Origin of the sequence: Saccharothrix mutabilis subsp. mutabilis, assembly GCF_039521145.1 — a bacterium.
Taxonomy (GTDB): domain Bacteria; phylum Actinomycetota; class Actinomycetes; order Mycobacteriales; family Pseudonocardiaceae; genus Actinosynnema; species Actinosynnema mutabilis.
In genome coordinates, this window is record NZ_BAAABU010000032.1 from 59,377 (window position 1) to 82,696 (window position 23,320).

Here is a 23,320-nt window from a genome sequence, read left to right on the forward strand (position 1 = left end):
CCCAGTGAGGCGCTGCGCGCCCCCCGTAGGTTGCGTGGCTAGCGGTTGGACAGGAGGGTTTTGGCTGTTTGGGTGTTGATGATGCGGTCTGGTTCTATGCCGTGTTCCTCGGCGCGTTCGCAGCCGAAGCCCAGCCAGTCGAGTTGTCCCGGGGCGTGGGCGTCGCTGTCGATGGAGAAGGTGCAGCCCACGTCCACCGCCAGGCGCAGCAGCCTGCCCGGTGGGTCTCGGCGTTCGGGTCGGGAGTTGATCTCCACGGCCGTTCCGCTGTCCCGGCAGGCCTCGAAGACCGCCTTCGCGTTGAACGTCGACTCCGGCCTGCCCTTGCCGACCACCAGGCGGCCGGTGCAGTGGCCCAGGACGTCCACGTTCGGGTTGCTCACCGCCTTGATCATCCGCTTGGTCATCTCCGGCTCGGCCATGCGCAGCTTCGAGTGGACGCTGGCCACCACGATGTCCAGTTGTGCCAACAGGTCCGGGTCCTGGTCCAGGGAGCCGTCGTCGAGGATGTCCACCTCGATGCCCGTGAGGACCATGAACGGGGCCAACTCCGTGTTCAGGTCCGCCACGACCTCCAGCTGCCGGCGCAGGCGGTCGGCGGACAGGCCGTTGGCGACCGTCAGCCTCGGGGAGTGGTCGGTGAGGACCATCCACTCGTGGCCCAGGTCCCTTGCCGCCTCGGCCATCTCGCGGATGGGGCTGCCCCCGTCGGACCAGTCCGAGTGGGTGTGGCAGTCGCCTTTGAGCTTCGCTCGCAGGGCCTGGCCGCCGGTCACCGGCTGGTCCCGGAACTTGGACAGGTACGCAGGCTCCCGGCCCTGCACGGCGTCGGTGATCACGCCGGCGGTGGCCTTGCCGATGCCGTTCAAGTCGGTCAGGGTCCCGTTCGCCACCCTGCGTTCCAGGTCGCCCGGTGGCAGGCCCGCCACGACCTCGGCCGCGCGGCGGAACGCGCGCACCCGGTAGGTCGGTTCGCCGGCCCGTTCCAGTTGGAAGGCCACCTGCCGCAACGCCCACAACGGATCCACCCGTCCTGTGTACCCCGTTGGGACGTTCGGTGCGCGTCGGCCACGGTGTCGTCACGAAGGGTTGCGGGCGGGTGCCCCGGAGGGACAGCATGTCGGCCATGCCCCCACGGTCGACGGCCGGTTCGGTCGGGTCCCGGCGTCGCCCGAGCAAGGGCGACCTCACCTCGCAGGCCATCCTGGACACCGCGGAACGCCTGCTCCAGCACCGGTCGCTGGAGGACATCGCGGTGGACGAACTCGCCTCCGGCGCGGGCATCTCGCGGTCCACCTTCTACTTCCACTTCTCCTCGCGGGAAGCGGTGCTGCACGCCCTGTCCGCGCGCGTGCTGGACGCCCTCTACGACGCGGCTTCGTCGTGGCTGCGCCGGGGCAGCGAGCCGCCGGAGGCCGCGATCCGCCGCGCGCTGGGCAGCACGCTCGCGTTGTGGCGCAAGCACGGACCGGTGCTGCGGGCGGCGGTTCGGGCGCGGGACACCGACGAGCGGATGCGGGAGTTCTGGACGGGGGTCGCGCGCCGGTTCATCGACGCCACCGCCGAGCAGATCACGTTGGAACGCGCGGCGGGTGTGGCGCCGGACGGGCCCGACGCGCGGTCGTTGGCGGCGGTGCTGGTGTCGATGAACGAGCAAGCGTTCGTGAACCGCTCGCCGGCGCGCAGGTCCGCCAAGCGGGACGGTGAGCTGGTGGACACGCTGGCGTTCGTCTGGCTGCGCTCGGTGTACGGGGCGGGTTAGGCGGCGGGGTACTCGGCGGTCACGTCGCCGTCGAACAGGGCCCAGAGGAAGTCGTTCATGCGGGCGGCGGCGGGGGCGTGCCGGGTCAGGATGTCCGCGACGACCGGGGGAACGTCGGCCGGGACGTCGCCCGAGGCGCAGCGGCGCACGTACTCGTTGCGGGCCGCGGGAGGCCCGACGACCGCCACCCCGCACACCGCGACCACCAGCCAGTTGACCAGGCGCATCCTGGCGTAGTCGAGGTCGTGGCCGGTGTTGCGCCGGACGAAGTCGCGTTCGGCGGGCGACAGGTCGAACGACGGTGACGTGACCAGGCCGAAGTCGGTCAGGTGGATGGTGTCGTCGTTGACGCGCATGTTGCCGAAGTGAGCGTCCATGTGGAGGAGTTCGCCACGCCGCAGGAATTCCGCGGTTCCCAGTAGTTGGTGCTCCACGGCCCGCGCGCGGCCGAGCGGGTCCTCGGCCAGCCAGGTCTCGATCGGGTGCGGGAGGTACTCGCTGAACAGGACGAGGCTGTGGGTGGCGGCGGCCAGGGCCTCCAGTCGGGTCCGCACGGACTCGTGGCCACCCATCAGGGCGACGACCCGGTCCACGTCGGCGTGCTCGTCGGCCACGGGCGGGCGGCCGGGTAGTACGCGCCAGTGGTGCAGCAGGGCGAAGGACGTCGTCTCGCCGTCGAGCACGGCTTCGGTGACGGCGGTGTTCGCGGCCAGTTCGCGCCAGGCGTTGAAGGACGGGCCGCCGACGCCGTACTGGCAGTGCACCGGCAGGTCGAACAGGTTCGCGGTGTTGTGCGGGTGCGCCAGTTCGAGGTCGGTCAGCGGGACGCGCTTGGCGAACACCGGGACGCCGGCCACCTCGACCGTGGTCGCGCCTCCGCCCACCCCGACGCTGCCGGGCGTGGCGGAGTCCAGCAGGGCGAGCAGGTCGTCGTCGGAGCGGGAGCCGAGTGCGGCGGCGACTTGGTGGTGCCGGGCGGTCCTCATCCCCCGATCATGCCGGAGGGCGGTGCTCGACGACCTCGACGTCGGTCCCCGAGCGCCGCTCGCCCCAGCTGCCGTGCCGGGTGCGCCGGTCTACCGGAACCAGCCGCCACCCGCGCGCCGATATCCCAGCGCCCGGTACACGGCGTCCACAAGGGACTGTCCGCGCCCGTTCAACCCCACTCCGGCGCCCTGCCGGTTCATGGCGTACCCGAACGACATCCGCGCGGCCGGCGCGGCGAAGCCGATGGACCCGCCCATGCCGGAGTGGCCGAACGCGTCCTCGGACAGGCCCACGGAGTCGCCCTCCTGCGCCGGGCTGTTGTTGGCCTTGAGGAAGCCCAGGGAGAACCGGGTGGGCGCGAGCAGCATCCGGTCGTGCCCGGCGGAGGTCACGGCGGACATGACGGCGATCTGCTCTTCGGAGACCAGGTCCACGCCGTTGTACGAACCGCCCAGCGCCAACGGCCGGTACATCTGCGCCAAGCCGCGCGCGTTGCTCATGCCGCCGACCGCGCCGAACTGCGCGGCGTGCGCTTCGCGGCTGTTCGACGCGATGAGGTAGCCGCCGTTGTTCATGAGCATCAACGCCTGCATGGACTGCGGCTGGGTCGTCGCGGCGACGGAGAACGGCGAGGCGGTGCCGCCGGGCGTGGGCGGGACGGTCGGCGCGACCAGCGGTTCGAGGTCCTCCGGCAGGGTGAGCCAGAAGTCCAGGCCCAGCGGCCCGGACACCTCCTTCTCGAAGAACTCGGCCAGCGTGAGGCCGGTGACCCGGCGGACCACCTCGTCGACCAGGTGGCCGAACGTCAGCGCGTGGTAGCCGTGCGCGGTGCCCGGCTCCCAGAACGGCTCCTGCCGCGCGAGGACGTCGGTCATCAGCGCCCAGTCGTACATGGCGTCGCGCGGGAGCGGCTCCCTGACGGCGGCGAGCCCGGCCTGGTGGCCGAGCAGGTGCCGGACGAGCGTGTGCTCCTTGCCGTTCTGACCGAACTCCGGCCAGTACCGGGTGACCGGGGCGTCGAGGTCGAGTTCGCCGCGCGACGCGAGGATGTGGGCGCACAACGCGGTCGCGCCCTTGGTGCACGACCAGACGTGCGTGACCGTCTCCTCGGTCCAGGGGCGGCCACCCGCGTCACCGCCCCAAAGGTCGACGACGGATTCGCCGTCGACCGTCACGTGCACGCTCGCGCCGACCTCGCCGCGCTCGGCGAAGTTGCGCTCGAACTCGGCCCGGACGTCCTCGAAGCCGGGGCCGCAGAAGCCTTGGACCGTCACTGATCCTCCCGTGGTGGCGGTGGGTGGCGACCATGCGACCACGGGTGAGCCGCGACACGTGAGTAGGGGTTCCGCGATAGGTAGGGTGGCAAGCCCAGCCCGTGCACCCCGGGAGGCCGCCGCCGTGTCGCCGTTCTTCGGTCGCGAACCGGAACTGGCGCTGGTGTCCGACGCCCTCGACCGCGCGCCCGCCGCCGGGCTGGTCGCCGTGGTGGTGTCCGGCGAGCCCGGGATCGGCAAGTCCAGCCTGCTCGGCGAGGTCCGCCGGCGGCTCGGGCCGGAGGTGCCCGCCGCCGAGTCCGACGACGTGGCCCGGCGCATCCCCTACGCGGCGGTCGCCACCGCGTTGCGGTCGGTGCCGCGCTCACCGGACGTGACGGCCGCGTTGGAGGCGTTGCGGGCCGCGCCGGACGCGTCGTGGTTCGACCGGGCGTGCGAACTGGTGGCCCGGGTGCTGGCCGGCCGCGCCGCGCTGGTCCTGGACGACCTGGAGCAGGTGGACGACGACTCGCTGGCCATGCTCGGCGTGGTGCTGCGCCGGGTGTCGGCCGCGCCGTTGGTGCTGGTCACGGCGGTGCGCCCGGTGCACGACAACCCGGCGGCGGACGAGCTGCTGGACCGGCTGGAGCGGCACGCCGAGGTGGTGCGGCTCGACCTCGCGCCGCTGTCGGGCGGCGAGGTCAAGCGGATCGTGGAGACCGTGCTGGGCACGGCCGTGCACGACGAGTTGGCGCGCGAGGTGCACCAGCGGGCCGACGGCAACCCGTTCTTCGCCGTGGAGATCGCCCGGTCGCTGCGCGAGCTGGACCTGGTCGCGGTGGACGGCGGGCAGGCGCGGCTGGCGGTGCGGCCGGACGCGATCCGGTTGACCCGGCGGGAGGCCGTGCTGCGCCGGGTCGCGCCGCTGGACCGGGACACCCGGGCCGTCGCGCGGGCGGTGTCGATCTTCCGGCGGGTGCGGCTGGACCAGATCGGGCTGCTGGCGCGGGTGTCGTCGCTGCCGGAGGAGACCGTGGTGGCCGCGTTCGACGAGCTGCTGCGGCTGCACGTGGTGCGCAACGACGAGCGCGGCTACCGGTTCGCGCACGCCCTGGTCGGCGAGGCGCTGTACCAGGAGATCGGTCCCGCGCAGCGCCGCCACCTGCACAGCCTGATCAGCGCGCGGCTGCTGGACGACCGGGACCGCGGGCTGCCGGTGGACCTGCTGGAGCTGGCCTGGCACCTGGCCGAGTCGGCCGCGCCGGGCGACCTGCGCGCGGTGCGGGTGATGGCGGAGGCGGCCACGTCCGCGCGGACGTCCGCGCCGGAGACGGCGGCGGCGCTGTGCGGCCGGGCGTTGGAGCTGCTGCCGGTGGCCGCGCCGGAACGGGCCGAGCTGCTGGCGTTGCAGTGCCGGGCGCTGGCCCACGCGTCCCGGCCGGCCGCCGCGATCCCGCCCGGCTTGGCGGCGTTGGCCGACCTGCCATCGGGTCCGCTGCGCAGCCGGGCGGCGGTGGTGGTGCTGAGCAGCCTGTTCCTGGTGGGGCGGATGGCGGAGGCGCTGCGGCTGGCCGACGCGGAGGTGGCGGCCGGCGACACGACCCCGGCGCTGCACGCGACCCGGGCGGTGCTGCTGGTGTTCACCGGCCGGTACGGCGAGGCCCTGGCGGAGGCGGCGCGGGTCGAGGCGATGGAGTTCTCCTCGTCGGCGGAGGCGGTCGTGGTGTTCGACCGGCTGGTGGTGCTGGCGTCGATGCTGTTCCGCCACGACAAGACCGTGGACTACGCGAACCGGGCCCTGGCCGCCGCGCGGGGGTCGGAGGTGCTGGAACGGCAAGCGCTTGCGGTGGCCGCGTCGACCGGCGCGCTGGCGGGGCTGGTGCACGACGCCACGTGGCGGTTGCGGCGGGCGGAGCGGTTGGCGGGGTTCGCATTCCAGGGCGAGCTGGAGTTGACGCGGGTCGCGCTGGACTGGCTCGGCGGGCGGTGGGACGCGTCGCTGGACCGGTTGGGGCGGGCCACGGCCGAGCTGGAGTCGCGGCAGGAGCTGATGATGCTGCACGGGCTGCGCGCGATCGAGCTGGAGATCCGGACCTGGCGCGGCGAGCTGGACGTGGCCGCGCGGCTGGCCGCCCTGGAACCGCCGACCACCCCGAACATGGCGCGGCTGCACGCGTACGCGATGTCGGGTTACCTGGCCGCGCGCGGGGACGTCGAGGGCGCTCGCACGACCCTGGTGGAGGCCGTGGACGCCTCCGGCAGCACGGCTTACAGCTGTGTGCTGTTGGCGCGGTTGGTGGAGTTGGACCTGGAGCACGGGCGGGTCGAGGAGGCCCGGCAGACCGTGAAGCGGTTGGCGGTGCTCGCGGCGGACCGGGTGGCGCCGTGGACGCGGACCGCCGTGCGCCGGGTCGAGGGTGTCGTGGCGGGGGACGCCTCGGTGTTGCGGGCCGCCGTGGTGGAGGCCGAGGCGGGCGGGTTGGTGTTCGAGAAGGCGCGCGGGCAGTTGGCCCTGGGACTGGTGGACCCCGGTGCGGTCGCCGAGCTGCTCGACGCGTACACGACGTTCCAGCGGTTGGGCGCGCACGGGCTGCGGCGGCAGGCCGGGGCGCGGTTGCGGGAGCTGGGGGCCAAGGTGCCGCGCGCCCGCGCCAAGACGCAGGGGTTGTTGACCCAGGCCGAGCAGAACGTGGCCCGGCTGGTCCAGCAGGGGATGCGCAACCGGGACATCGCGGCGGCCCTGCACTACAGCCCGCGCACGGTCGAGGTGTACCTGTCCCGGGTCTACGCCAAGCTGCACGTGTCCTCACGCCTGGAGCTGGCCCGAGTCCTGGACGGCCGCTCGTCCTGACCCCTTGGCCAGCGCCAGGGTCACCGTGACCGACGCGGCCGCCATGACCGTGATCGCCGTGGCCGGGCTGGTCAGCTGGGCCAGGGTGCCCGCGAGGACGGCGGCGATGCCCTGCATGGCGACCATGCCGGTGCCGTGCAGGCCCAGGGCTTGACCCGCCAGGTGGTCCGGGGTGACCGCCATCAGGCGCTCCTGGAGGACCAGGCTCGCGGCGAAGCCGACGGACGCCACGGTCACCGCCACGGCCGACAGCGCGACTCCCGGGTGCAGGAAGAAGAACAGGTAGGGCGCCGCGAGCAGCAGGCGCAGCGGGGTGGCCAGGCGGGGCCGCAGCGCCGGGGGAACCAGGCGGCCCACCGCGAGGTCGCCCGCGAACATGCCCAGCGCGCCGCAGGCGTACAGGAGCCCGGCGGCTTCCGGCGCGTAGGAGACGTACAGCGAGTCGCCGCCCACGACCAGGCCGTTCGGGATCCACAGGCCCAGGTAGGCCAGGCGGCGGGGGCGGGAGGACCACAGCTCGGCGTTGGTGCGCCACGTCGCCCGCACCGACGGGCGGCCGGTCGCGCGCGGCGGGCGGCGGGTCAGGCCCAGTCGGGTGATCACGGCCGACAGCGCGTACGCGGCTGCCGCCAGGAGCAGGCAGTTCCGCGGGGTCAGGACCGTCAGGAGCAGGCCGCCGGCGGCGAAGCCCGTCACCTGGACCAGGCCCCAGGTCATGTTGTAGACCGACCGGCCCAGGACGTAGCCGTCCTTGGTCAGGATCTCGTTGAGCAGCCCGCCGCGCACCCCGCCGCCCAGGGACGCGACCAGGCCCTGGCCCAGGAGCACGGCGAAGACGGCCCAGATCGGGAGACCGGGCAGCGCCAGGACGGCGGCGCCCGCCGCGAAGGCGAGGGACAGGGCGGACAGGATCGCGCGCGGCGGCACGCGGTCGGCGGCGGAGAGCAGCAGCGCGCCGCCCACGAGTTGGGCGAGCTGGGGGCCGAACATGCTGAGCGCGGCCAGCAGCGGTGAGCCGGTGGCGCGGAAGACCAGGGTGCCCAGGGCCAGCGCGCCGATGGTCTGGGCGGCGGCGAACGCGGCGAAACCGGCCAGGAACGGGGTGTACTCCGGGGTCGCGAACAGGGTCTGGTAGCTGCGCATGGACCGGATTCTCGGGATCGGGCCGGGGCCGTGTTCACTGTTTCGCCGACACGCGAAAGGTCGTGCGGATGGGGTTGTGGCAGATCGACGCGAACACGCTCGCGCGCAGCCGGTTCGTCCTGTCGCCGTTCGCGGAGACCTTCGCGAGCCTGCGGTTGTTGCAGGCGGGGACCGGCGCCCACCCGGGTGAGGCGGACTGGTTGCGCGCGCACCTGCCCGCCTACCGGGCCTACCGCGAGGCCGACCCGGTGGCCGGGCCGCTGGTCGAGGCGGCGATCGGGACGTCGTGGATCGCGGACTTCTTCTGCCCCACGTCGTCGGTGGGGGAGGGGTTCGAGGGGACCGTGGCGCGGGTGCGGGCGACCGGGGCCGAGCAGGCGCGGGACGACCTCCGCGTGTCCCTGCGCGGGCCGCTGCCGGCCGTGCTGGATCGGGACGACCTGCCCGAACGGGCCACCGCGCTGTTGACGTTCGTGTGGCGGGAGACCGTCGAGCCGTACTGGGAGCGTCGGCGGCGGGTGCTGGAGGCGGACGTGGTCGCGCGGACCGCCCGCGTGCACCGCGGCGGCTGGGCGGCGGTGCTGGACTCGCTCAAGCCCGGCACCCGGTGGCTGGGGGAGAGCCGGTTCCAGGTCAACCGGAACGCGTACCCGCCGCGCGAGATCGCGCCCGGAGCCGACCTGCTGTTCATGCCGGTGACGCCGCGCACCAGCTGGGTGTCGTGGGAGGGGCGGGAGCGGTACGCCGTCGTCTACCCGTGCCTCGGGGTGCTCGCCGAGGGGCGGGAAGCCGTCCCCACCGGGCTGGCAGCGCTGGTCGGGGCCGCGCGGGCGGCGTTGCTGGCGCTGCTCGGGACGCCGATGAGCACGACGCAGCTGGTCGCGGTGACCGGGCAGGCGTTGGGGTCGGTGGGGCGGCACCTGAAGGTGCTGCGGGAGGCCGGGCTGGTGGAGCGGCAGCGGGCCGGGCGGTCGGTGCTGTACGTGCGGACCGCGGCCGGCGAGGTGCTGTTGGAAGCCTCCGGACGCGCGTGACGCCGGTGGCGTGCGGGGGCACGCCACCGGCGGTCGAGGGGTCAGGCGAACATCTCGGCGAGCACCTCCGGGTTGATCGCGATGGTTGCGGGGCGGTGGGCGGGCGGCGTCGTGCCGGCCAGCTCGCGCACCAGGAAGTCCCAGCAGCGCTTGCGGACGTAGGCCAGGCAGTCGAGGAACGTGTGCTCCGCCCCCGGCACGACCACCAGCTCGAAGTCCTTGTCGGCGGCGACGAGCCGGTCGGCCAGGCGCAGCGTGTGGGTCGGGTGGACCTGGTCGTCCATCTCGCCGTGCACGAGCATCAGCTTGCCCACCAGGCGGTCCGCGAGCTCCACGTTGGACGCCCGCGCCCACGCCTCGGGGTTGTCCGCGCCGTCGTAGGTCTCCACGAAGCCCGCGTTGAAGTGGCGCGCGTCGTGCGAGCCGGACAGGGCGACGCCGACCCGGTAGACCTCGGGGAAGTCCAGCACCGCGCGGGCCGCCGCGTAGCCGCCGCCGGAGTGGCCGAGCACGCCCACCCGGTCCGGGTCCAGCCACGGCCGCGTCTCGGCGAGCTGCCGCAGCGCCGCCACGTGGTCGGCCAGGCCGCCGGCGTCGGCCAGCGCGCCGGCGTCGTGGAACGCCTTGCTCCGGCCGGGCGTGCCGCGCCCGTCCAGCGCCACCACCGCGAAACCCAGCGCGGCCAGCGGTTCGGCGTCCAGGCCCATGCCGCCCGGGTCGAAGCTCGGCGCGACGCGGGTGACCTGCGGGCCGGGGTAGACGTTGTCCACCACGGGGTAGCGGTGGGCGGGGTCGAACCCGCGCGGCTTGTAGAGCACGCCGTAGACGTCGGTCACCCCGTCGGCGGCCTTGACGCGGAAGCGCTCCGGCGGCGTCCAGCCGGTGTCGAGCAGCTTGGTGATGTCGGCGCGCTCCAGCTCGACCAGCACCCGGCCGGACCAGTCGCGCACCGTCGTCACCGGCGGCGTGTCCACAGTGGACGCGGAGTCGATGAAGTACCCGGTGGTCGGGGGCAGCGTCACGACGTGGTCGAGGTCGTCGTCGGTGAGCTTGGCGAAACCGGTGCCGTCCAGGTTCGCCCGGCACACCGTGCGCCGGTACGGGTCGTCGGCGACCAGGCCGGAGGCGGTGAAGTACACGACCCGGGCGGCCTCGTCGACGTGCAGGACCTGCCGCACCGCCCACTCGCCGGAGGTGACCTGACCGAGCAGGTCGCCCGTGCGCAGGTCGTACCGGTACAGGTGGCCCCAGCCGTCGCGCTGCGAGTACCACAGCACCTCGTCGGCCAGGACCCGCACGATCGGCGGCTCGTACAGCCACTGGTTCGGCTCGACCCGGGTGGGCCCGGACTCGCTGAGCACGGTGGTGACCGCGCCGGTCGCCGGGTCGAGCCGGCGCAGGCTCAGCGTGCGCGGGTCGCGCGGGCGGTCCAGGTAGTACACCGCCGAACCGTCCTGCGCCCACCACGCCCACTTCGTCGTGATCGGCGACATCTGCGGCATGGGCAGCGGGTCGGCCTGCGCCCGGACCACCGCGCCCGCGGCGACGTCCAGCACGACCAGTTCGGCCGTCGGCAGGTGCTCGTCGCCGGGGTGCGCGTAGCGCTGGGTGCGGGTGACCGGCGCGCCGCCGTCGGCGGGGCGGGCCTGCACCAGGTGGGCCTCGCGGACCCGGCGCTGGTCGGTCCGGTGCGCCAGCACCCTGGTCGAGTCGGGCGACCAGGCCACCGCGGGCGGCAGGTGCGGCAGGCCGATCTTGTTCAGCAGCGTGGTGTTGGCGGTGCAGTCCGGGCCGGTGCCGTACTCGTGGTGCGGCGCGCCGTCGGTGGTCAGCGCCCACTCGCGGCCGTCGGACAGCGATCGGGCCCACAGGTCGTGGCCGCGCCGGGACACCGCGAGCTTCCCGTCCGGCGAGACGACCTCCAGCGGGTTGCCCGGCGGGGTGGCCGCGGTCGGTTCGACGGTGGGGGAACGGGTGCCCGCGGCCGGGTCGACCAGCACGAACTCCTTGCCGGCGCCGGTGTTCACGGCGTACCAGAAGCGGGCGCCGCCGTCGATCCACCGCGGCCGGACCTTGTCGCCGACGACGAGTTCGCCGGGGGCGGCGGGTCGGCGGAGGAGCAGTTCCGCGGCCTGGTAGTCCTCGGTGGTCGTCATGTCCTTCGTCCTCACTTCTGGTGATCGGGGTGGTCAGAGGCCGCGGGCGGTGATGTCGCCGTGGTCGGTGGTGGCGTGGATGGCCAGCGCGGGCGTGCCGTCGGCGTTCTTGAGCGAGTTGTGGACGCGGCCGTGGGAGGTGCCGGCGTCCAGGGAGGCGGAGACGCCGGGGGCGGCGTCGACCGACACGTTCCCGGCGGAGGTGCGCAGGACGAGCGTGCCGCGGACGGCTTCGGTGATCGTGATGTCGCCCTTGCCGGTCTTGATCTCGGCGGAGCCGGTGAGGCGGCCGATCGTGACGTCGCCCGCCTGCGTGGTCAGGCGCACGCCGGAGGCCTCGTCCAGCTTCACCGAGCCGTGCGCGCCCTCGAAGGCGACCTCGCCGAACCGGCCGACGCCGCGCACCTCGGCGCCGGCGGCCTTGGCCTCGACGCGGGAACCGGCGGGCAGTTGGACCGTCACGTCGATCGAGCCGGACGCCCCGAGGAACTGGTTCGCGGCGGTGGCCTCGATCTTCAGGACGCCGTCGGCGAACTCGACCGTGGTCCGCTGGGCCACCTTCACGTCGCGGCTCTTGGCCGCGTCGGCGGGGGAGACCTCGACCAGGGTGTCGGCGCGGTCGGCGGCGATGAAGCGGACGGTGCCGGCGGGGATGTCGAGGAGGGCGGTGATCGGGGCCGGGGTGGTGAAGGTCTGCATCGTTCGCTCCTGCTCTCGTTGTTTCCGACGAGGCAAAAGCTACGTTGCGTTTCCGGGTCGAGCAACAAGCACGTTGCGGCAATGGAGCATTAACGCAGGTAAGAGCTTGAACATTGTTGCAACGATCCTCGGGGTTAACGCAACATGAGGCTTGCTCGTTGCAATGAGATGTCAGCGAACGCTATGACCGGCCCGCGGCGGCGGACAGGCGGGCCGCGAGGATCCTGACGTGCTCGACCAGTTCCGGCGGCTCGTGCACCCGGAAGTCGAAACCGGTGGTCGTCACGTAGATCGCCAGTTCGTCCAACGAGTTCGACCCGGCCCGCAGGGTGCACGAGTGCTCGTCGACCGGCTCCAGCGCGCCGGTGGTGGGCGCGATGCGCTCGGCGGCGGTCGCGGCGTCGACGTGCAGGGTGAACCGGGCCTGGTAGCGGTAGGCGGACGTGGAGATCGCGCGGGACGTGTAGCCGCCGAGGTCCGCGTCCGGCGGGGTGCGCGGCGCGAAGCGGGGACCGGTGGGGGTGCGGGGCGTGAGGCGGTCCACGCGGTAGGTGCGCCAGTCCCCGCGGTCGACGTCCCAGCCGACCAGGTACCAGCGGCGTCCGGTGTGCACCAGGCGGTGCGGCTCGGCGGTGCGCACGCTCGCGGTCCCGTCGTGGGCGCGGTAGTCGAAGCGCAGGCTCAGCGAGTCGCGGATGGCGGCGGCGATCGCCGTGAGCGTGCCCGGGTCGGCGGTGGGGCCCGCGCCGCCCATCGGCACCGTCGCCGCGTGCAGCGCGTTGACCCGGTGCCGCAGCCGCGACGGCAGCACCTGCTCCAGCTTGGCCAACGCCCGCACCGAGGTCTCCTCGATGCCCGTGATCGACCCGCCGGCGGCGGTGCGCAGGCCCAGCGCGACCGCCACGGCCTCGTCGTCGTCCAGCAGCAGCGGCGGCACGTCCGCGCCCGCGCCCAACCGGTAGCCCGCCGTCCCGGCCGTGGCCAGGACGGGGTAGCCGAGGGTCCGCAACCGGTCGATGTCGCGGCGCACGGTGCGCGGGGTGACCTCCAGCCGTTCGGCCAGTTCCGCGCCCGACCAGTCACGCGGGTTCTGGAGCAACGACAGCAGGCGCAGCAGTCGCGCGGAGGTTTCCAACACGGGCGCCAGCTTAGGACCGAAGCTGACCTAACACGCTCCTAGCGTTGTCGTCATGAAGCCCTTCACGATCGACATCCCCCAAGCTGACCTGGACGACCTGCGCGAACGCCTCGCCCGCACCCGCTGGACCACCGACCTGCCCGGCGTCGGCTGGAGCCGGGGCGTCCCGGCGAGCTACCTCAAGGGCCTGGCCGAGTACTGGCGCGACGGCTACGACTGGCGCGTCCACGAGCGCGAGCTGAACCGGCACCCGCAGTTCACCACCGAGATCGACGGCCAGAACGTCCACTTCCTGCACGTCCGCTCGCCCGAACCGGACGCCCTGCCGCTCCTGCTCACCCACGGCTGGCCCGGCTCGATCGTGGAATTCCTGAACGTCCTCGGTCCGCTCAGCGACCCGGCCGCGCACGGCGGCGACCCCGCCGACGCCTTCCACCTGGTCGTCCCGTCCATCCCGGGCAGCGGGTTCTCCGGCCCCACCACCGAACCCGGCTGGGACACCCACCGCGTGACCCGGGCGTTCGCCGAACTGATGGACCGCCTCGGCTACGACCGCTACGGCGCGCAGGGCGGCGACACGGGCGCGGTCATCTCACCGGGGCTGGGGCGGCTCAACCCGGACAAGGTCGTCGGCGTCCACGCGAACGGCCTGTCCGCGTTCACCCCGGTGGACCCGGCGGTCGAGCTGACCGACGCCGAGCGCGAGCGCCTGGCGCGCCTGGACTACCTGAACACCGAGCAGTCCGGGTACGCCATGATCCAGATCAGCCGCCCGCAGACCCTCGCGCACGGCCTGCACGACTCCCCGGTGGGCCAACTGGCGTGGATCGCGGAGAAGTTCAAGGAGTGGACCGACCCGGCCGCCGACCTGCCCGAGGACGCCGTGGACCGGGACCTGCTGCTGACCAACGTCACCCTGTACTGGCTCACCGGCACCGCCGGGTCGTCCGCGAACAGCTACTACGAGACCGCCCACGCGGGCGCCTGGGCGGCGGGGGAGAGGTCGCCGGTGCCGACCGGGGTCGCGGTGTTCCCGCTGGACGTCTCCATCCGGCACACCCTCGACCGCGAGCACACGATCGTGCACTGGTCGGAGTTCGACCGCGGCGGCCACTTCGCCGCCATGGAAGCCCCCGACCTGCTGGTCGGCGACGTCCGGGCGTTCTTCCGGGGGCTGCGCGCTTAGTTGTCGTGGAGTCCCCACTAACCGACCCGCGACCGCGGTGTGTTGTGTGGTTCACATGCGGGTCGTCACGGTGGACGGGCGTCGGGCGCTGTCGTTCGACGGCGCCGTCTTCCCGGTGCCCGCCGGGGTCTCCGACGAGGCCGCCGTGGTCCTGGGCGGGCCCGGGGTCACGGCGTGGCACCTGCTGCGCACCTGCGCGCACCTCGAACCGGGCGAGTCGGTGGTCGTCCACGACGCCGCCGGCCCGGTCGGGGCGCTGGCCGTGCAGCTCGCGGTGAGCTTCGGGGCCGGTCGCGTGGTGGCCACCGCCGGCACCCAGGCGCAGCGGCGGGCGGCGCTGCGGCTCGGCGCGGACGTGGCCGTGTCGCCCGAACCGGCCGGGCTGACCGAGCGGCTGGTCGAGCACGGGCCCGTGGACGTCGTGCTCGACGCGCGGGGCGGCGAGGTGTTCGAGCGGTCGCTGGCGGCGCTGGCCCCGTTCGGGCGGATCGTCTGCTACGGCGAGCCGCCGGCGGTGGACCCGGTGCGGCTGCTCGGCGGGTCCCGCGCGGTGGTCGGGTTCCGCCTGGCCGACTGCGCCGACCGGCCGGGCATGGTCGCGCGGGCGTTGAGCGAGCTGATGGGGCTGACCGCGGCCGGGCGGCTCAGGCCCTGCGAGTCGAGTCGATAGGGGAGCACCATGCGCACCGCGTACACGACCTGCCCGTTGTGCGAGGCCACGTGCGGGTTGGAGCTGACCGTCGAGGGCGACCGGGTCACGCGGGTGCGCGGCGACCGGCAGGACACGTTCAGCCGCGGGTTCCTGTGCCCCAAGGGCGCTTCGCTGGGCGCGCTCGACGCCGACCCGGACCGGCTGCGCACGCCGCTGGTCAAACGGGACGGGCAGTTCGTCCCCGTGTCGTGGGACGAGGCGTTCGCCGTGGTGCACGAGCGGTTCACCGCCGTGGTCGCCGAGCACGGGCGCGACGCCGTCGCGGCCTACCTGGGCAACCCCAACGTGCACTCCCTGGCGGGCGGCCTGTACGCGGGCGCGCTGCGCAAGGCGTTGGGGTCGCGCAACATCTTCACCGCGTCCACCATCGACCAGATGCCCAAGCACGTGTCGTCCGGACACCTGTACGGCGGCATGTTCTCCATCCCCGTGCCGGACGTGGACCGCACCGACTTCCTGGTGCTGCTGGGCGCGGACCCGTTGTCCTCCAACGGCAGCCTGTGGACCGTGCCGGACGTGCCGACCCGGCTCAAGGACCTGCGGGCCCGCGGCGGGACGCTCGTCGTGGTCGATCCGCGGCGCAGCCGGACCGCCGCGATCGCCGACACCCACCTGGCGATCCGGCCCGGCGCGGACGTGTTCCTGCTGCTGGCGCTGGCGCACGAGCTGTTCGCGGCCGGGCTGGTGGACCTCGGGTCGCTGGCCGAGCACGTGGTCGGCGTCGGAGAGGTTCGGGCACTGGTCGAGCCGTTCGCGCCGGAGGCGGTGGCCGCCCGGTGCGGGATCGCGGCCGACGACATCCGCGACCTGGCGCACCGGTTCGCCGGCGCGCGGCGGGCCGTGGTGTACGGGCGGATCGGGACGACGACGGTCGAGTTCGGCACGGTCGCGAGCTGGCTGGTGGACGTGCTCAACATCCTCACCGGCAACCTCGACCGGCCGGGCGGCGCGATGTTCCCGCTGCCCGCGCACACCCGGCGCGGTTCCGGGCGCGGCAAGGGGTTCACCACCGGGCGGTGGCACAGCCGGGTGCGCGGGCTGCCGGAGGTGGCGGGGGAGTTCCCGGCGGTGACGCTGGCGGACGAGATCGAGACGCCCGGCCCCGGGCAGGTGCGGGCGCTGGTGACGGTGGCGGGCAACCCGGCGCTGTCCGTGCCCAACTCGGCCCGGCTGGACGCCGCCCTGTCCACTTTGGACTTCATGGTGTCGGTCGACCCCTACCTGAACGAGACGACCCGGCACGCCGACGTCATCCTGCCGCCGCCGCCACCGAGCCAGCGGGCGCACTACGACCTGGCGTTCCTGTCGTTCACCGTGCGGAACGTGGTCAAGTACTCGCGACCCGCCGTGCCGCTTTCACCCGGTCTGCTGGACGAGTGCGAGATCTTCCTGCGCCTGACCGCGATCTTCGCAGGCCTGGGTCCGGACGCCGACCTCGACGCGTTGGTCGGCCTGTCCGGTCCTTCGGACCTGACCCGCGAGGAACGGCTGCTGGACGCCAAGCTGCGGTCCGGGCCGTACGGACTGTCCATTCAGGACCTGCTGGCGAACCCGCACGGCATGGACCTCGGGGCGTTGCAGAGCCGCATACCGGAGATCCTGCGCACGCCGTCCGGCCGCATCGAGCTGTGCCCGGACCCGATCGCGGCGGACCTGCCGCGCGTGCGGGCGGCGCTGGGAGAGGTGTCGGACGACCTCGTGCTGGTCGGGCGGCGGCACCTGCGCACCAACAACTCCTGGATGCACAACGTGCCCGCGCTGGTGAAGGGCCGGCTGTGCACGCTCCTGGTCAACCCGTCCGACGCCACCCGGCTCGGGCTGGCCGACGGCGGCACGGCGGAGGTGTCGTCCCGGGTCGGGAAGGTCGCGGTGACGGTGGAGGTGACGCCCGACATGGCCCAGGGCGTGGTCTCCATGCCCCACGGCTGGGGCCACGACCGGCCGGGAACCCGGCTCTCCGTGGCTTCTCGGCACGCCGGCGTGAACGTCAACCTGCTGACCGACGACCTCCGCCTCGACCCGCTGTCCGGCACGGCTGTTCTGAACGGCACCCACGTCCGCGTCCACCCAGCAAGCTGATGCGAGGCCGCGTCGGCTTGTCGGGTCGTGTTTCCCGCCGATCAGCTTCTCCGATCGGCGGGAAACACGACCCGACGAGCCGACTTCCCGGCGGCCGAGCCGCCGCGACGGAGTCGCGGCCATCCAACAAGGAGCCTTTATGTCTGTGACCACGGCCGCTTCCGCGCGGGTCGTCGCCGACCTGCCGTTCCTCGCCGCCCAACTGCACGACGGCCGCACCGCGTGGCGCAGTCCGGGCGCGGACGGGTTCGTGGACCGGTCCTTCACCGAGGTCGCCGAGTGGGTGATGGACCTCGCCTCCGGGCTCGTGCACCGGGGCGTCGCGCCCGGCGACCGGGTGGCCGTGCTGTCCGAGACGCGGCCCGAGTGGTCGGCGGCGGGGCTCGCCGTGCTGGCCGCCGGCGGGGTCGTGGTGCCGATCTACCCGTCCAGCGCGCCCGAGGAGTGCGCCTGGATCCTCTCCGACTCCGGCTCGGTCCTGCTCATCGCCGAGAACGCCGCGCAGCGCGCGAAGGTCGAGTCGATCCGGGCGGAAGTGCCGTCGCTGCGCGAGATCGTCGTCATCGACGAGGACCTGGCGGACGTGGCCTCCGAGGGCCGGACCGCCCCGCTGCCCGCCGAACTGGACGCGCGCCGCGCCGCGATCGACCCCGACTCGCCGTCGGTGATCATCTACACGTCCGGCACGACCGGTCCGCCCAAGGGCTGCGTGCTGACGCACACCAACTGGCTCACCATGTGCCGGCTCACCGAAGAGCTGTCGTACGTGGTGCCCGACGACGTGGTGTACCTGTTCCTGCCGCTGGCGCACGTGTACGCGCAGATCGTGCAGCTGTCCGCCCTGTACGTCGGCGCGACGCTGGCGTTCTTCGGCGGTGACGCGTCGCGGATCGTGCCCGAGCTGGCGCGGGTGCGGCCCACGTTCCTGCCGTCCGTGCCGCGGATCTTCGAGAAGATCTACACCGCCGCCACCGCCGGCATCCCGGAGGACAAGCTGAAGCAGGCCGTCCACGTCGGGCTGACCGTGCGTCGGCTGCGCGCGGCCGGGCAACCGGTCCCGGCGGACCTCCAGGCGGCGTTCGACCAGGTGGACGCCGTGTTCGCGCGCGTGCGGGCGATCTTCGGCGGGCGGCTGCGGCAGGCGCTGTCCGGCGCGGCCCCGATCTCGGTGGAGGTGCTGGAGTTCTTCAGCGCGGCGGGCGTGCCGGTGCTGGAGGGGTACGGGATGAGCGAGTCGACCGGCGTCGGCACGGTCAACACCCTGGGCCGCCACCGCCTGGGCACGGTCGGCGCGTTCGGCATCTCGGGCCTGGAGCTGCGCATCGCCGACGACGGCGAGATCCTGATGCGCGGGCCGCACGTGTTCGCGGGCTACTGGAACAACCCCGCCGCGACGGCCGCCGTGCTCACCGACGGCTGGCTGCACACCGGGGACCTGGGCGAGGTGGACGAGGACGGGTTCGTGAAGATCACCGGGCGGAAGAAGGACATCATCATCACCGCCGGCGGCAAGAACATCGCGCCCGCCAACGTGGAGAACCAGCTGCGCCAGTCCCGCTGGGTGTCGCACGCGGTGGTCCACGGCGACCGGCGGCCGTACCTGGTCGCGCTGATCACGTTGGACCAGGACGAGATCGTGCCGTGGGCGGCGGAACGCGGCCTGCCCACCGACATCCCGTCGTTGGCCACCGCGCCCGAGGTGCGCGAGCTGATCCAGGGCGTGGTGGACGAGGCCAACACGCACTTCGCGCGGGTGTCCCAGATCAAGCGCTTCGCCATCCTGGACCGCGACCTGACCCAGGACACCGGCGAGCTGACGCCGACGCTGAAGGTCAAGCGCAACGTCGTGCACGCCACCCACGCCAGGGCGTACGAAGCGCTGTACGAGGACTAGCCGGGATCGGCCACGGGGTTGCGCCCGTCGCGGGCGAGGAACTCGAAATCGCAGCCCTGGTCGGCCTGCGTCACGTGCTCCTGGTAGAGCGCGCCGTAACCCCGTTCGAACACCGGCGCGGGCGGTACCCACTCCGCCCGCCGCCGGGCCAGTTCGCCGTCGGACACCTCCAGCCGCAGCACGCGCGCGGGGACGTCCAGGGTGATCAGGTCGCCGTCGCGCACCAGCGCCAGGGGCCCGCCGACGTGGGCCTCCGGCGCGACGTGCAGCACGCACGCGCCGTACGACGTGCCGCTCATCCGGGCGTCGGAGATGCGCACCATGTCGCGGACGCCTTGCTCCAGCAGCTTCTTCGGAATCGGCAACATGCCGTACTCGGGCATCCCGGGGCCGCCCTTGGGGCCGGCGCCGGCGAGGACGATCACGCTGTCCGGTGTGGCGTCCACGGTGTCGATGCGGTGCATCAGGTCCTGGTAGCCGTGGAAGACCAGCGCGGGACCGGTGTGCCGCAACAGTTCCGGTGCCGCGGCCACGTGCTTGATCACCGCGCCGGCGGGGGCGAGGTTGCCGCGCAGCACGGCCAGCCCGCCCTCGGTGGCGACCGGGCGGTCCAGCGGGCGGATGACCTCGGGGTCGTGCACCTCGCCGAGGCCGTCGCCGAACCGACCGGCCACCGTGGTCCGGTCGGGGTGCAGGCGGTCGGCGAGGCGCGCGGTGAGGGCGCGCAGGCCGCCCGCGTGGTGGAAGTCCTCCATCAGGAACCGACCGCCGGGTTGGACGTCGGCCAGCACCGGGGTGTCCCGGGCGAGGCGGTCGAAGTCGTCCAGGGACAGCGGGACGCCGGCCCGGCGGGCCATCGCGATCAGGTGGATGACGGCGTTGGTGGAGCCGCCCAGGGCCAGGACGACCGTGACGGCGTCCTGGAAGGCCTCGGCGGTGGCGATCTGGCGGACCGACGTGTCCTCCCACACCAGTTCCACGGCCCGTCGTCCGGAGGCCGCCGCCATGCGGTGGTGCGCGGAGTCCACGGCGGGCACCGAGGACGCGCCGGGCAGGGACAGGCCCAGCACTTCGACGGCGGCGGTCATGGTGGACGCGGTGCCCATGGTCATGCAGGTGCCGGGGGAGCGCGCGAGCCCGTTCTCCAACTCGGCCCACTCGTGGTCGCCGAGGACGCCGGCGCGCTTGTCGTCCCAGTAGCGCCACATGTCCGTGCCGCTGCCCAGGGTCCGGCCGCGCCAGTTGCCGCGCAGCATCGGTCCGGCGGGCACGAACACGGCGGGCACGTCGGCGGAGAGCGCTCCCATGACTAGGGCGGGGGTGGTCTTGTCGCAGCCGCCCATCAGGACCACGCCGTCGACGGGGTAGGAGCGGACGATCTCCTCCACCTCCATCGCCAGCATGTTCCGGTACAGCATCGGGGTCGGCTTCTGGAACGTCTCCGACAGTGTGGAGACCGGGAACTCGACGGGGTACCCGCCGGCCTGCCACACGCCGCGCGCGACCTCCTGCGCCCGTTCCCGCAGGTGCATGTGGCACGGGTTGATGCCGCTCCACGTGTTGAGGACGCCGATGACCGGCTTGCCCAGGTGTTCCTCGGCGCCGATGCCCAGCTGGCGGGTCCGGGCGCGGTGGCTGAACGCCCGCAGCCCCTCGCCGCCGAACCAGCGGTGGCTGCGCAGGTCTTCCGGCCTCAGCCCCACGACGCGAGGACCTCCCGCACGGCGGCCCGGTCGACCTCGCCCAGGACGTGGCCGGGCGGTCGGACGTCCCGGCGGCAGACGCCGAGCTGGGCGAGGGCTTCCTTGACCACGGCGACGTTGTTGGCCCCGCCGTCGACGGTCCGCAGTTCCTCGAACCTGCGGACGGCGCCCCAGATCTCGGCGGTGTCCTCGCCTGCTCCCAGTGCCGCGGCCAGGGTGAGCGAGAGTTCGGGCGCGACGTTGGCCAGGCCGGAGGTGAACCCCCTGGCCCCGTAGGCGTAGTAGCCGGGCGCGGAGAGTTCGGCCAGGCCCGCCACCCACACCAGGCGGTCGATCCCGGCGTCGCGGGCGGTCAGGGCGAACCGGACCGGGTCGGCGACCGCGTACTTGACGCCCACCACGTTGTCGCAGGCCCCGGCCAGCGCGCCGATCTGCGCGCCACCGACGCGCGGGTCCCGCACGTAGGGCACGACGGCGAGCGACGGGACCGCGTCCGCGATCACCCGGTGGTACTCGACCCAGCCGTCCAGCGAGAGGTAGGGATGCGCCGGCTGGTGCACCATGACCCCGTCGAGTCCTTGCGCCGCAGCGTGTTTCGCCAACCCGACCGCCGTGTCGAGGTCGTGCCCGACCCCGCACAACGTCATCTGCCGGACGCCCGCCACGACGTCGACGGCAAGCCGGCACTCTTCCTGCGTCAGGGTGTAGAACTCGCTGGTGTTGCCGTTGACGGTGACCGCGTGCACCCCGGCGAGCCGTTCGACCACCCGTTCGTAGGCGGGAACGTCGACCGACCCGTCCTCGCCGAACGGCGTCACGGTGATCGCGACGACGCCCGCCAGTCCCTCACCTGCCACCACAGCGCTCCTCGAATGTCCGTGCGAACCGTTCGATGTGCTCTTTGAGCAGGCCGGCGGCGCTCATGGCGAGTCCGCGTTCGGCGGCGTCCAGGATCGCCCGGTGCTCTTCGGCTTCCGCCGCCCACGTGTCCTCCTGGTCCCACCCGACCCGCGAGATCAGGGCCGTGCGGTCGCTGAGCCCGTCGAGGACCTCCACCAGCAGCGGGTTCCCGCACCCCACGTACAGCGCGCGGTGGAACTCCCGGTTGGCCAGGCTCCGCGCGCCACCCCCGTCGGCCGACGCCGCCTCGTCCAACGCAAGCCGCGCCCGCTCCAGCCCCCGTCGCGCCCCTTCGTCTTCGTTCGCGGCCCTCTCGACCACCCGACGAAGCGCTTCCGGCTCCAGCAGCGCCCGAACGTCGTAGACGGAGCGAACCAGCTCGACGTCCACTTCCCGCACGGAGACGCCCTTGTAGTCGCTGATGGTCACCAGCCCGGACCCGCCCAGCAACTTCAACGCTTCCCGAACCGGAGTCTTGGACACCCCGAACCCGGCGGCCAACTCGGCCTCGACCAGCGGACGCCCAGGTTCGAACTCCCCACTGACGATCCCGGCCCGGATGGCGTTCACCACGAATTCGGTCCGCGACCGAGGCGGCCCACCGTCATACATCATATCTCAGATACTAGGCGACGCTCGCACACCTTTGAACCCTCCAAACCCTCCTTACGTGTCACCTCTGCCGAATCCCGCCGCCGCCAGGAGCCCCGATGCCGCTCACCCCGATCCACCGCAACCCGTCCCCGCTCGGCTTCCGACACCCAACCCGAACAGGCAAGCCATGCAAGACCCAGTACTCGAAGGCACCCTGCGCAAGATCCGCGCCGAACGGTCCAAGACCCGCAACCGTCGCAACGCCATGACCGCGACGGCGACAGCCCTGGCCCTGTCCGCGGCAGTCCTCTACGGCCACCACCGAGGCCAAGAAAGCGCTCCCACGCCCGTCCACCTGGCGGCCACCGACAACAACGTCCACCTGAACGCCAAGATCACCCCGGCACCCGGGTGGATCCGCATCGAGGTGACGGTGACCGGCCTACCCCCGGCCCAACCCTGCCTGCTACTGCTGACCGACCGAGCCGGCCAGACCTACCAGGCAGGCGGTTGGGTGGCCACCGACTCCCACACCACCCTCACCGGCGCGGCCTCGCTGACCCACACCGACCTGGCCACCATCACCATCACCACCCGATCCGGCCACCCCTTGCTGACCGCCCACCTCTAACCGGCTCACCGGATTCCTCACTCGACTCCCAGATGGGAAGCTGAGCGGGTGAGGCGGTTGCTCCCAACCCTGGCCATCGCGGTGACCGTGCTCTCGGCATGCGGTACCGACGGCCGCTACGCGGCCCTGGACGACATCCCGTCACCCAGCGCCGCACCCGCGCAAACGCAAGACGCGTCCCCGGGCACCTACACCGTCGACTGCGGCCGGAACGAGGGCCGCCACCTCAACGCCGACAACGTCGTAATAGCCCCCGGGCAGCCGAACGGCGCCCACCACACCCACGAATACATAGGCAACCGAACCACCACCCACACCAGCACCAACGAAACCCTGGCCGCCGGCACCACGACCTGCACGAACGGCGACCTGTCCACCTACTACTGGCCGGCCCTACGCCTACTGGACCGTCCAGGCCACGACGCCCACGCACCGGGCGGCGGAGCGCACGGCAACACCGGCGAAATCCTCCCGCCCGCCAGGGTCGTGGTGCAGTACACGGGCAGCCCAGTCTCCAAAGTCGTCCCCCTGCCAAGATTCACCCGCCTGATCACCGGCGACGCCACGGCCCGAACCGCGGCCCCAGGCGGCTCAGGCG

The 23,320-nt window shown here is 73.1% G+C and carries 18 protein-coding genes; 8 read left to right on the forward strand and 10 right to left on the reverse strand.

What is annotated here, in order from left to right; translation table 11 throughout:
- Nucleotides 1-38: 38 nt before the first annotated feature.
- A complete protein-coding gene (locus ABD126_RS36585; RefSeq protein WP_343939854.1) occupies nt 39-1,028 on the reverse strand; it encodes a PHP domain-containing protein in 990 nt (329 codons plus the stop codon).
- A gap of 98 nt (nt 1,029-1,126) precedes the next feature.
- On the opposite strand from ABD126_RS36585, the gene ABD126_RS36590 reads away from it, so the two are divergent.
- Nucleotides 1,127-1,762, forward strand: coding sequence for a TetR/AcrR family transcriptional regulator (locus ABD126_RS36590; protein WP_343939856.1), 636 nt, complete (start codon nt 1,127-1,129; stop codon nt 1,760-1,762).
- On the opposite strand, the gene ABD126_RS36595 is transcribed toward ABD126_RS36590, so the two are convergent.
- Nucleotides 1,759-2,748, reverse strand: coding sequence for a serine/threonine protein phosphatase (locus tag ABD126_RS36595; RefSeq protein ID WP_343939858.1), 990 nt, complete (start codon nt 2,746-2,748; stop codon nt 1,759-1,761). The genes ABD126_RS36590 and ABD126_RS36595 overlap by 4 nt on opposite strands.
- Before the next feature lie 90 nt (nt 2,749-2,838).
- The gene (locus tag ABD126_RS36600; RefSeq protein ID WP_343939860.1) at nt 2,839-4,023 is read right to left on the reverse strand and encodes a serine hydrolase domain-containing protein; all 1,185 of its coding nucleotides are present in this window, start codon (nt 4,021-4,023) and stop codon (nt 2,839-2,841) included.
- Nucleotides 4,024-4,147: 124 nt separating this feature from the next.
- Between ABD126_RS36600 and ABD126_RS36605 the strand changes: the two genes are divergently transcribed.
- Nucleotides 4,148-6,853 (forward strand): ATP-binding protein, encoded by a 2,706-nt coding sequence (locus ABD126_RS36605; RefSeq protein ID WP_343939862.1) that lies wholly within the window; start codon nt 4,148-4,150, stop codon nt 6,851-6,853.
- On the opposite strand, the gene ABD126_RS36610 is transcribed toward ABD126_RS36605, so the two are convergent.
- Nucleotides 6,809-7,996: an MFS transporter gene (locus ABD126_RS36610; protein WP_343939864.1), complete on the reverse strand. Its 1,188-nt coding sequence runs from the start codon at nt 7,994-7,996 to the stop codon at nt 6,809-6,811. The two genes, ABD126_RS36605 and ABD126_RS36610, sit on opposite strands and share 45 nt — an antisense overlap.
- Nucleotides 7,997-8,064: 68 nt before the next feature.
- On the opposite strand from ABD126_RS36610, the gene ABD126_RS36615 reads away from it, so the two are divergent.
- Complete coding sequence (locus ABD126_RS36615) at nt 8,065-9,030, forward strand: ArsR/SmtB family transcription factor (RefSeq protein ID WP_343939866.1); 966 nt, start codon at nt 8,065-8,067, stop codon at nt 9,028-9,030.
- Nucleotides 9,031-9,071: 41 nt separating this feature from the next.
- Here the strand turns inward: ABD126_RS36615 and ABD126_RS36620 are convergent, their stop codons facing one another.
- From ABD126_RS36620 to ABD126_RS36630, 3 genes are all read right to left on the reverse strand, one after another.
- Nucleotides 9,072-11,186 carry a S9 family peptidase gene (locus ABD126_RS36620; protein ID WP_343939868.1) on the reverse strand — a complete coding sequence of 705 codons (2,115 nt, stop codon included), beginning with the start codon at nt 11,184-11,186 and terminating at the stop codon, nt 9,072-9,074.
- A gap of 33 nt (nt 11,187-11,219) precedes the next feature.
- Nucleotides 11,220-11,885 (reverse strand): DUF4097 family beta strand repeat-containing protein, encoded by a 666-nt coding sequence (locus ABD126_RS36625; RefSeq protein WP_343939870.1) that lies wholly within the window; start codon nt 11,883-11,885, stop codon nt 11,220-11,222.
- Between the two features lie 181 nt (nt 11,886-12,066).
- A complete protein-coding gene (locus tag ABD126_RS36630) occupies nt 12,067-13,023 on the reverse strand; it encodes a helix-turn-helix transcriptional regulator (protein WP_343939872.1) in 957 nt (318 codons plus the stop codon).
- Nucleotides 13,024-13,075: 52 nt separating this feature from the next.
- Here ABD126_RS36630 and ABD126_RS36635 point away from each other — a divergent pair, with 52 nt between their 5' ends.
- The 4 genes from ABD126_RS36635 to ABD126_RS36650 all read left to right on the forward strand — a co-directional run bounded on the left by ABD126_RS36635 (nt 13,076) and on the right by ABD126_RS36650 (nt 18,894).
- Nucleotides 13,076-14,209, forward strand: a complete 1,134-nt coding sequence (locus tag ABD126_RS36635; protein ID WP_343939874.1) for an epoxide hydrolase family protein — start codon at nt 13,076-13,078, stop codon at nt 14,207-14,209.
- 55 nt (nt 14,210-14,264) lie between these two features.
- Nucleotides 14,265-14,879: a quinone oxidoreductase family protein gene (locus ABD126_RS36640; protein WP_343939876.1), complete on the forward strand. Its 615-nt coding sequence runs from the start codon at nt 14,265-14,267 to the stop codon at nt 14,877-14,879.
- Between the two features lie 9 nt (nt 14,880-14,888).
- Nucleotides 14,889-17,000: a molybdopterin-dependent oxidoreductase gene (locus tag ABD126_RS36645; protein WP_343939878.1), complete on the forward strand. Its 2,112-nt coding sequence runs from the start codon at nt 14,889-14,891 to the stop codon at nt 16,998-17,000.
- A 139-nt stretch (nt 17,001-17,139) separates the two neighbouring features.
- The gene (locus tag ABD126_RS36650; RefSeq protein WP_343939880.1) at nt 17,140-18,894 is read left to right on the forward strand and encodes an AMP-dependent synthetase/ligase; all 1,755 of its coding nucleotides are present in this window, start codon (nt 17,140-17,142) and stop codon (nt 18,892-18,894) included.
- Here the strand turns inward: ABD126_RS36650 and araD are convergent.
- Genes araD through ABD126_RS36665 form a run of 3 tightly spaced genes read right to left on the reverse strand, consistent with a single transcriptional unit; the run spans nt 18,891 to nt 22,112 of the window.
- Complete coding sequence (araD, locus tag ABD126_RS36655; protein WP_425542951.1) at nt 18,891-20,597, reverse strand: L-arabinonate dehydratase; 1,707 nt, start codon at nt 20,595-20,597, stop codon at nt 18,891-18,893. The two genes, ABD126_RS36650 and araD, sit on opposite strands and share 4 nt — an antisense overlap.
- Nucleotides 20,588-21,454, reverse strand: a complete 867-nt coding sequence (locus ABD126_RS36660) for a dihydrodipicolinate synthase family protein (protein WP_343939882.1) — start codon at nt 21,452-21,454, stop codon at nt 20,588-20,590. The genes araD and ABD126_RS36660 overlap by 10 nt, the downstream gene beginning before the upstream one ends.
- Nucleotides 21,444-22,112: a GntR family transcriptional regulator gene (locus tag ABD126_RS36665; protein ID WP_343939884.1), complete on the reverse strand. Its 669-nt coding sequence runs from the start codon at nt 22,110-22,112 to the stop codon at nt 21,444-21,446. Before ABD126_RS36665 ends, ABD126_RS36660 begins: the two co-directional genes overlap by 11 nt.
- A 166-nt stretch (nt 22,113-22,278) precedes the next feature.
- Between ABD126_RS36665 and ABD126_RS36670 the strand changes: the two genes are divergently transcribed.
- Nucleotides 22,279-22,722: a hypothetical protein gene (locus tag ABD126_RS36670; RefSeq protein WP_343939886.1), complete on the forward strand. Its 444-nt coding sequence runs from the start codon at nt 22,279-22,281 to the stop codon at nt 22,720-22,722.
- Nucleotides 22,723-23,320: the final 598 nt, after the last annotated feature.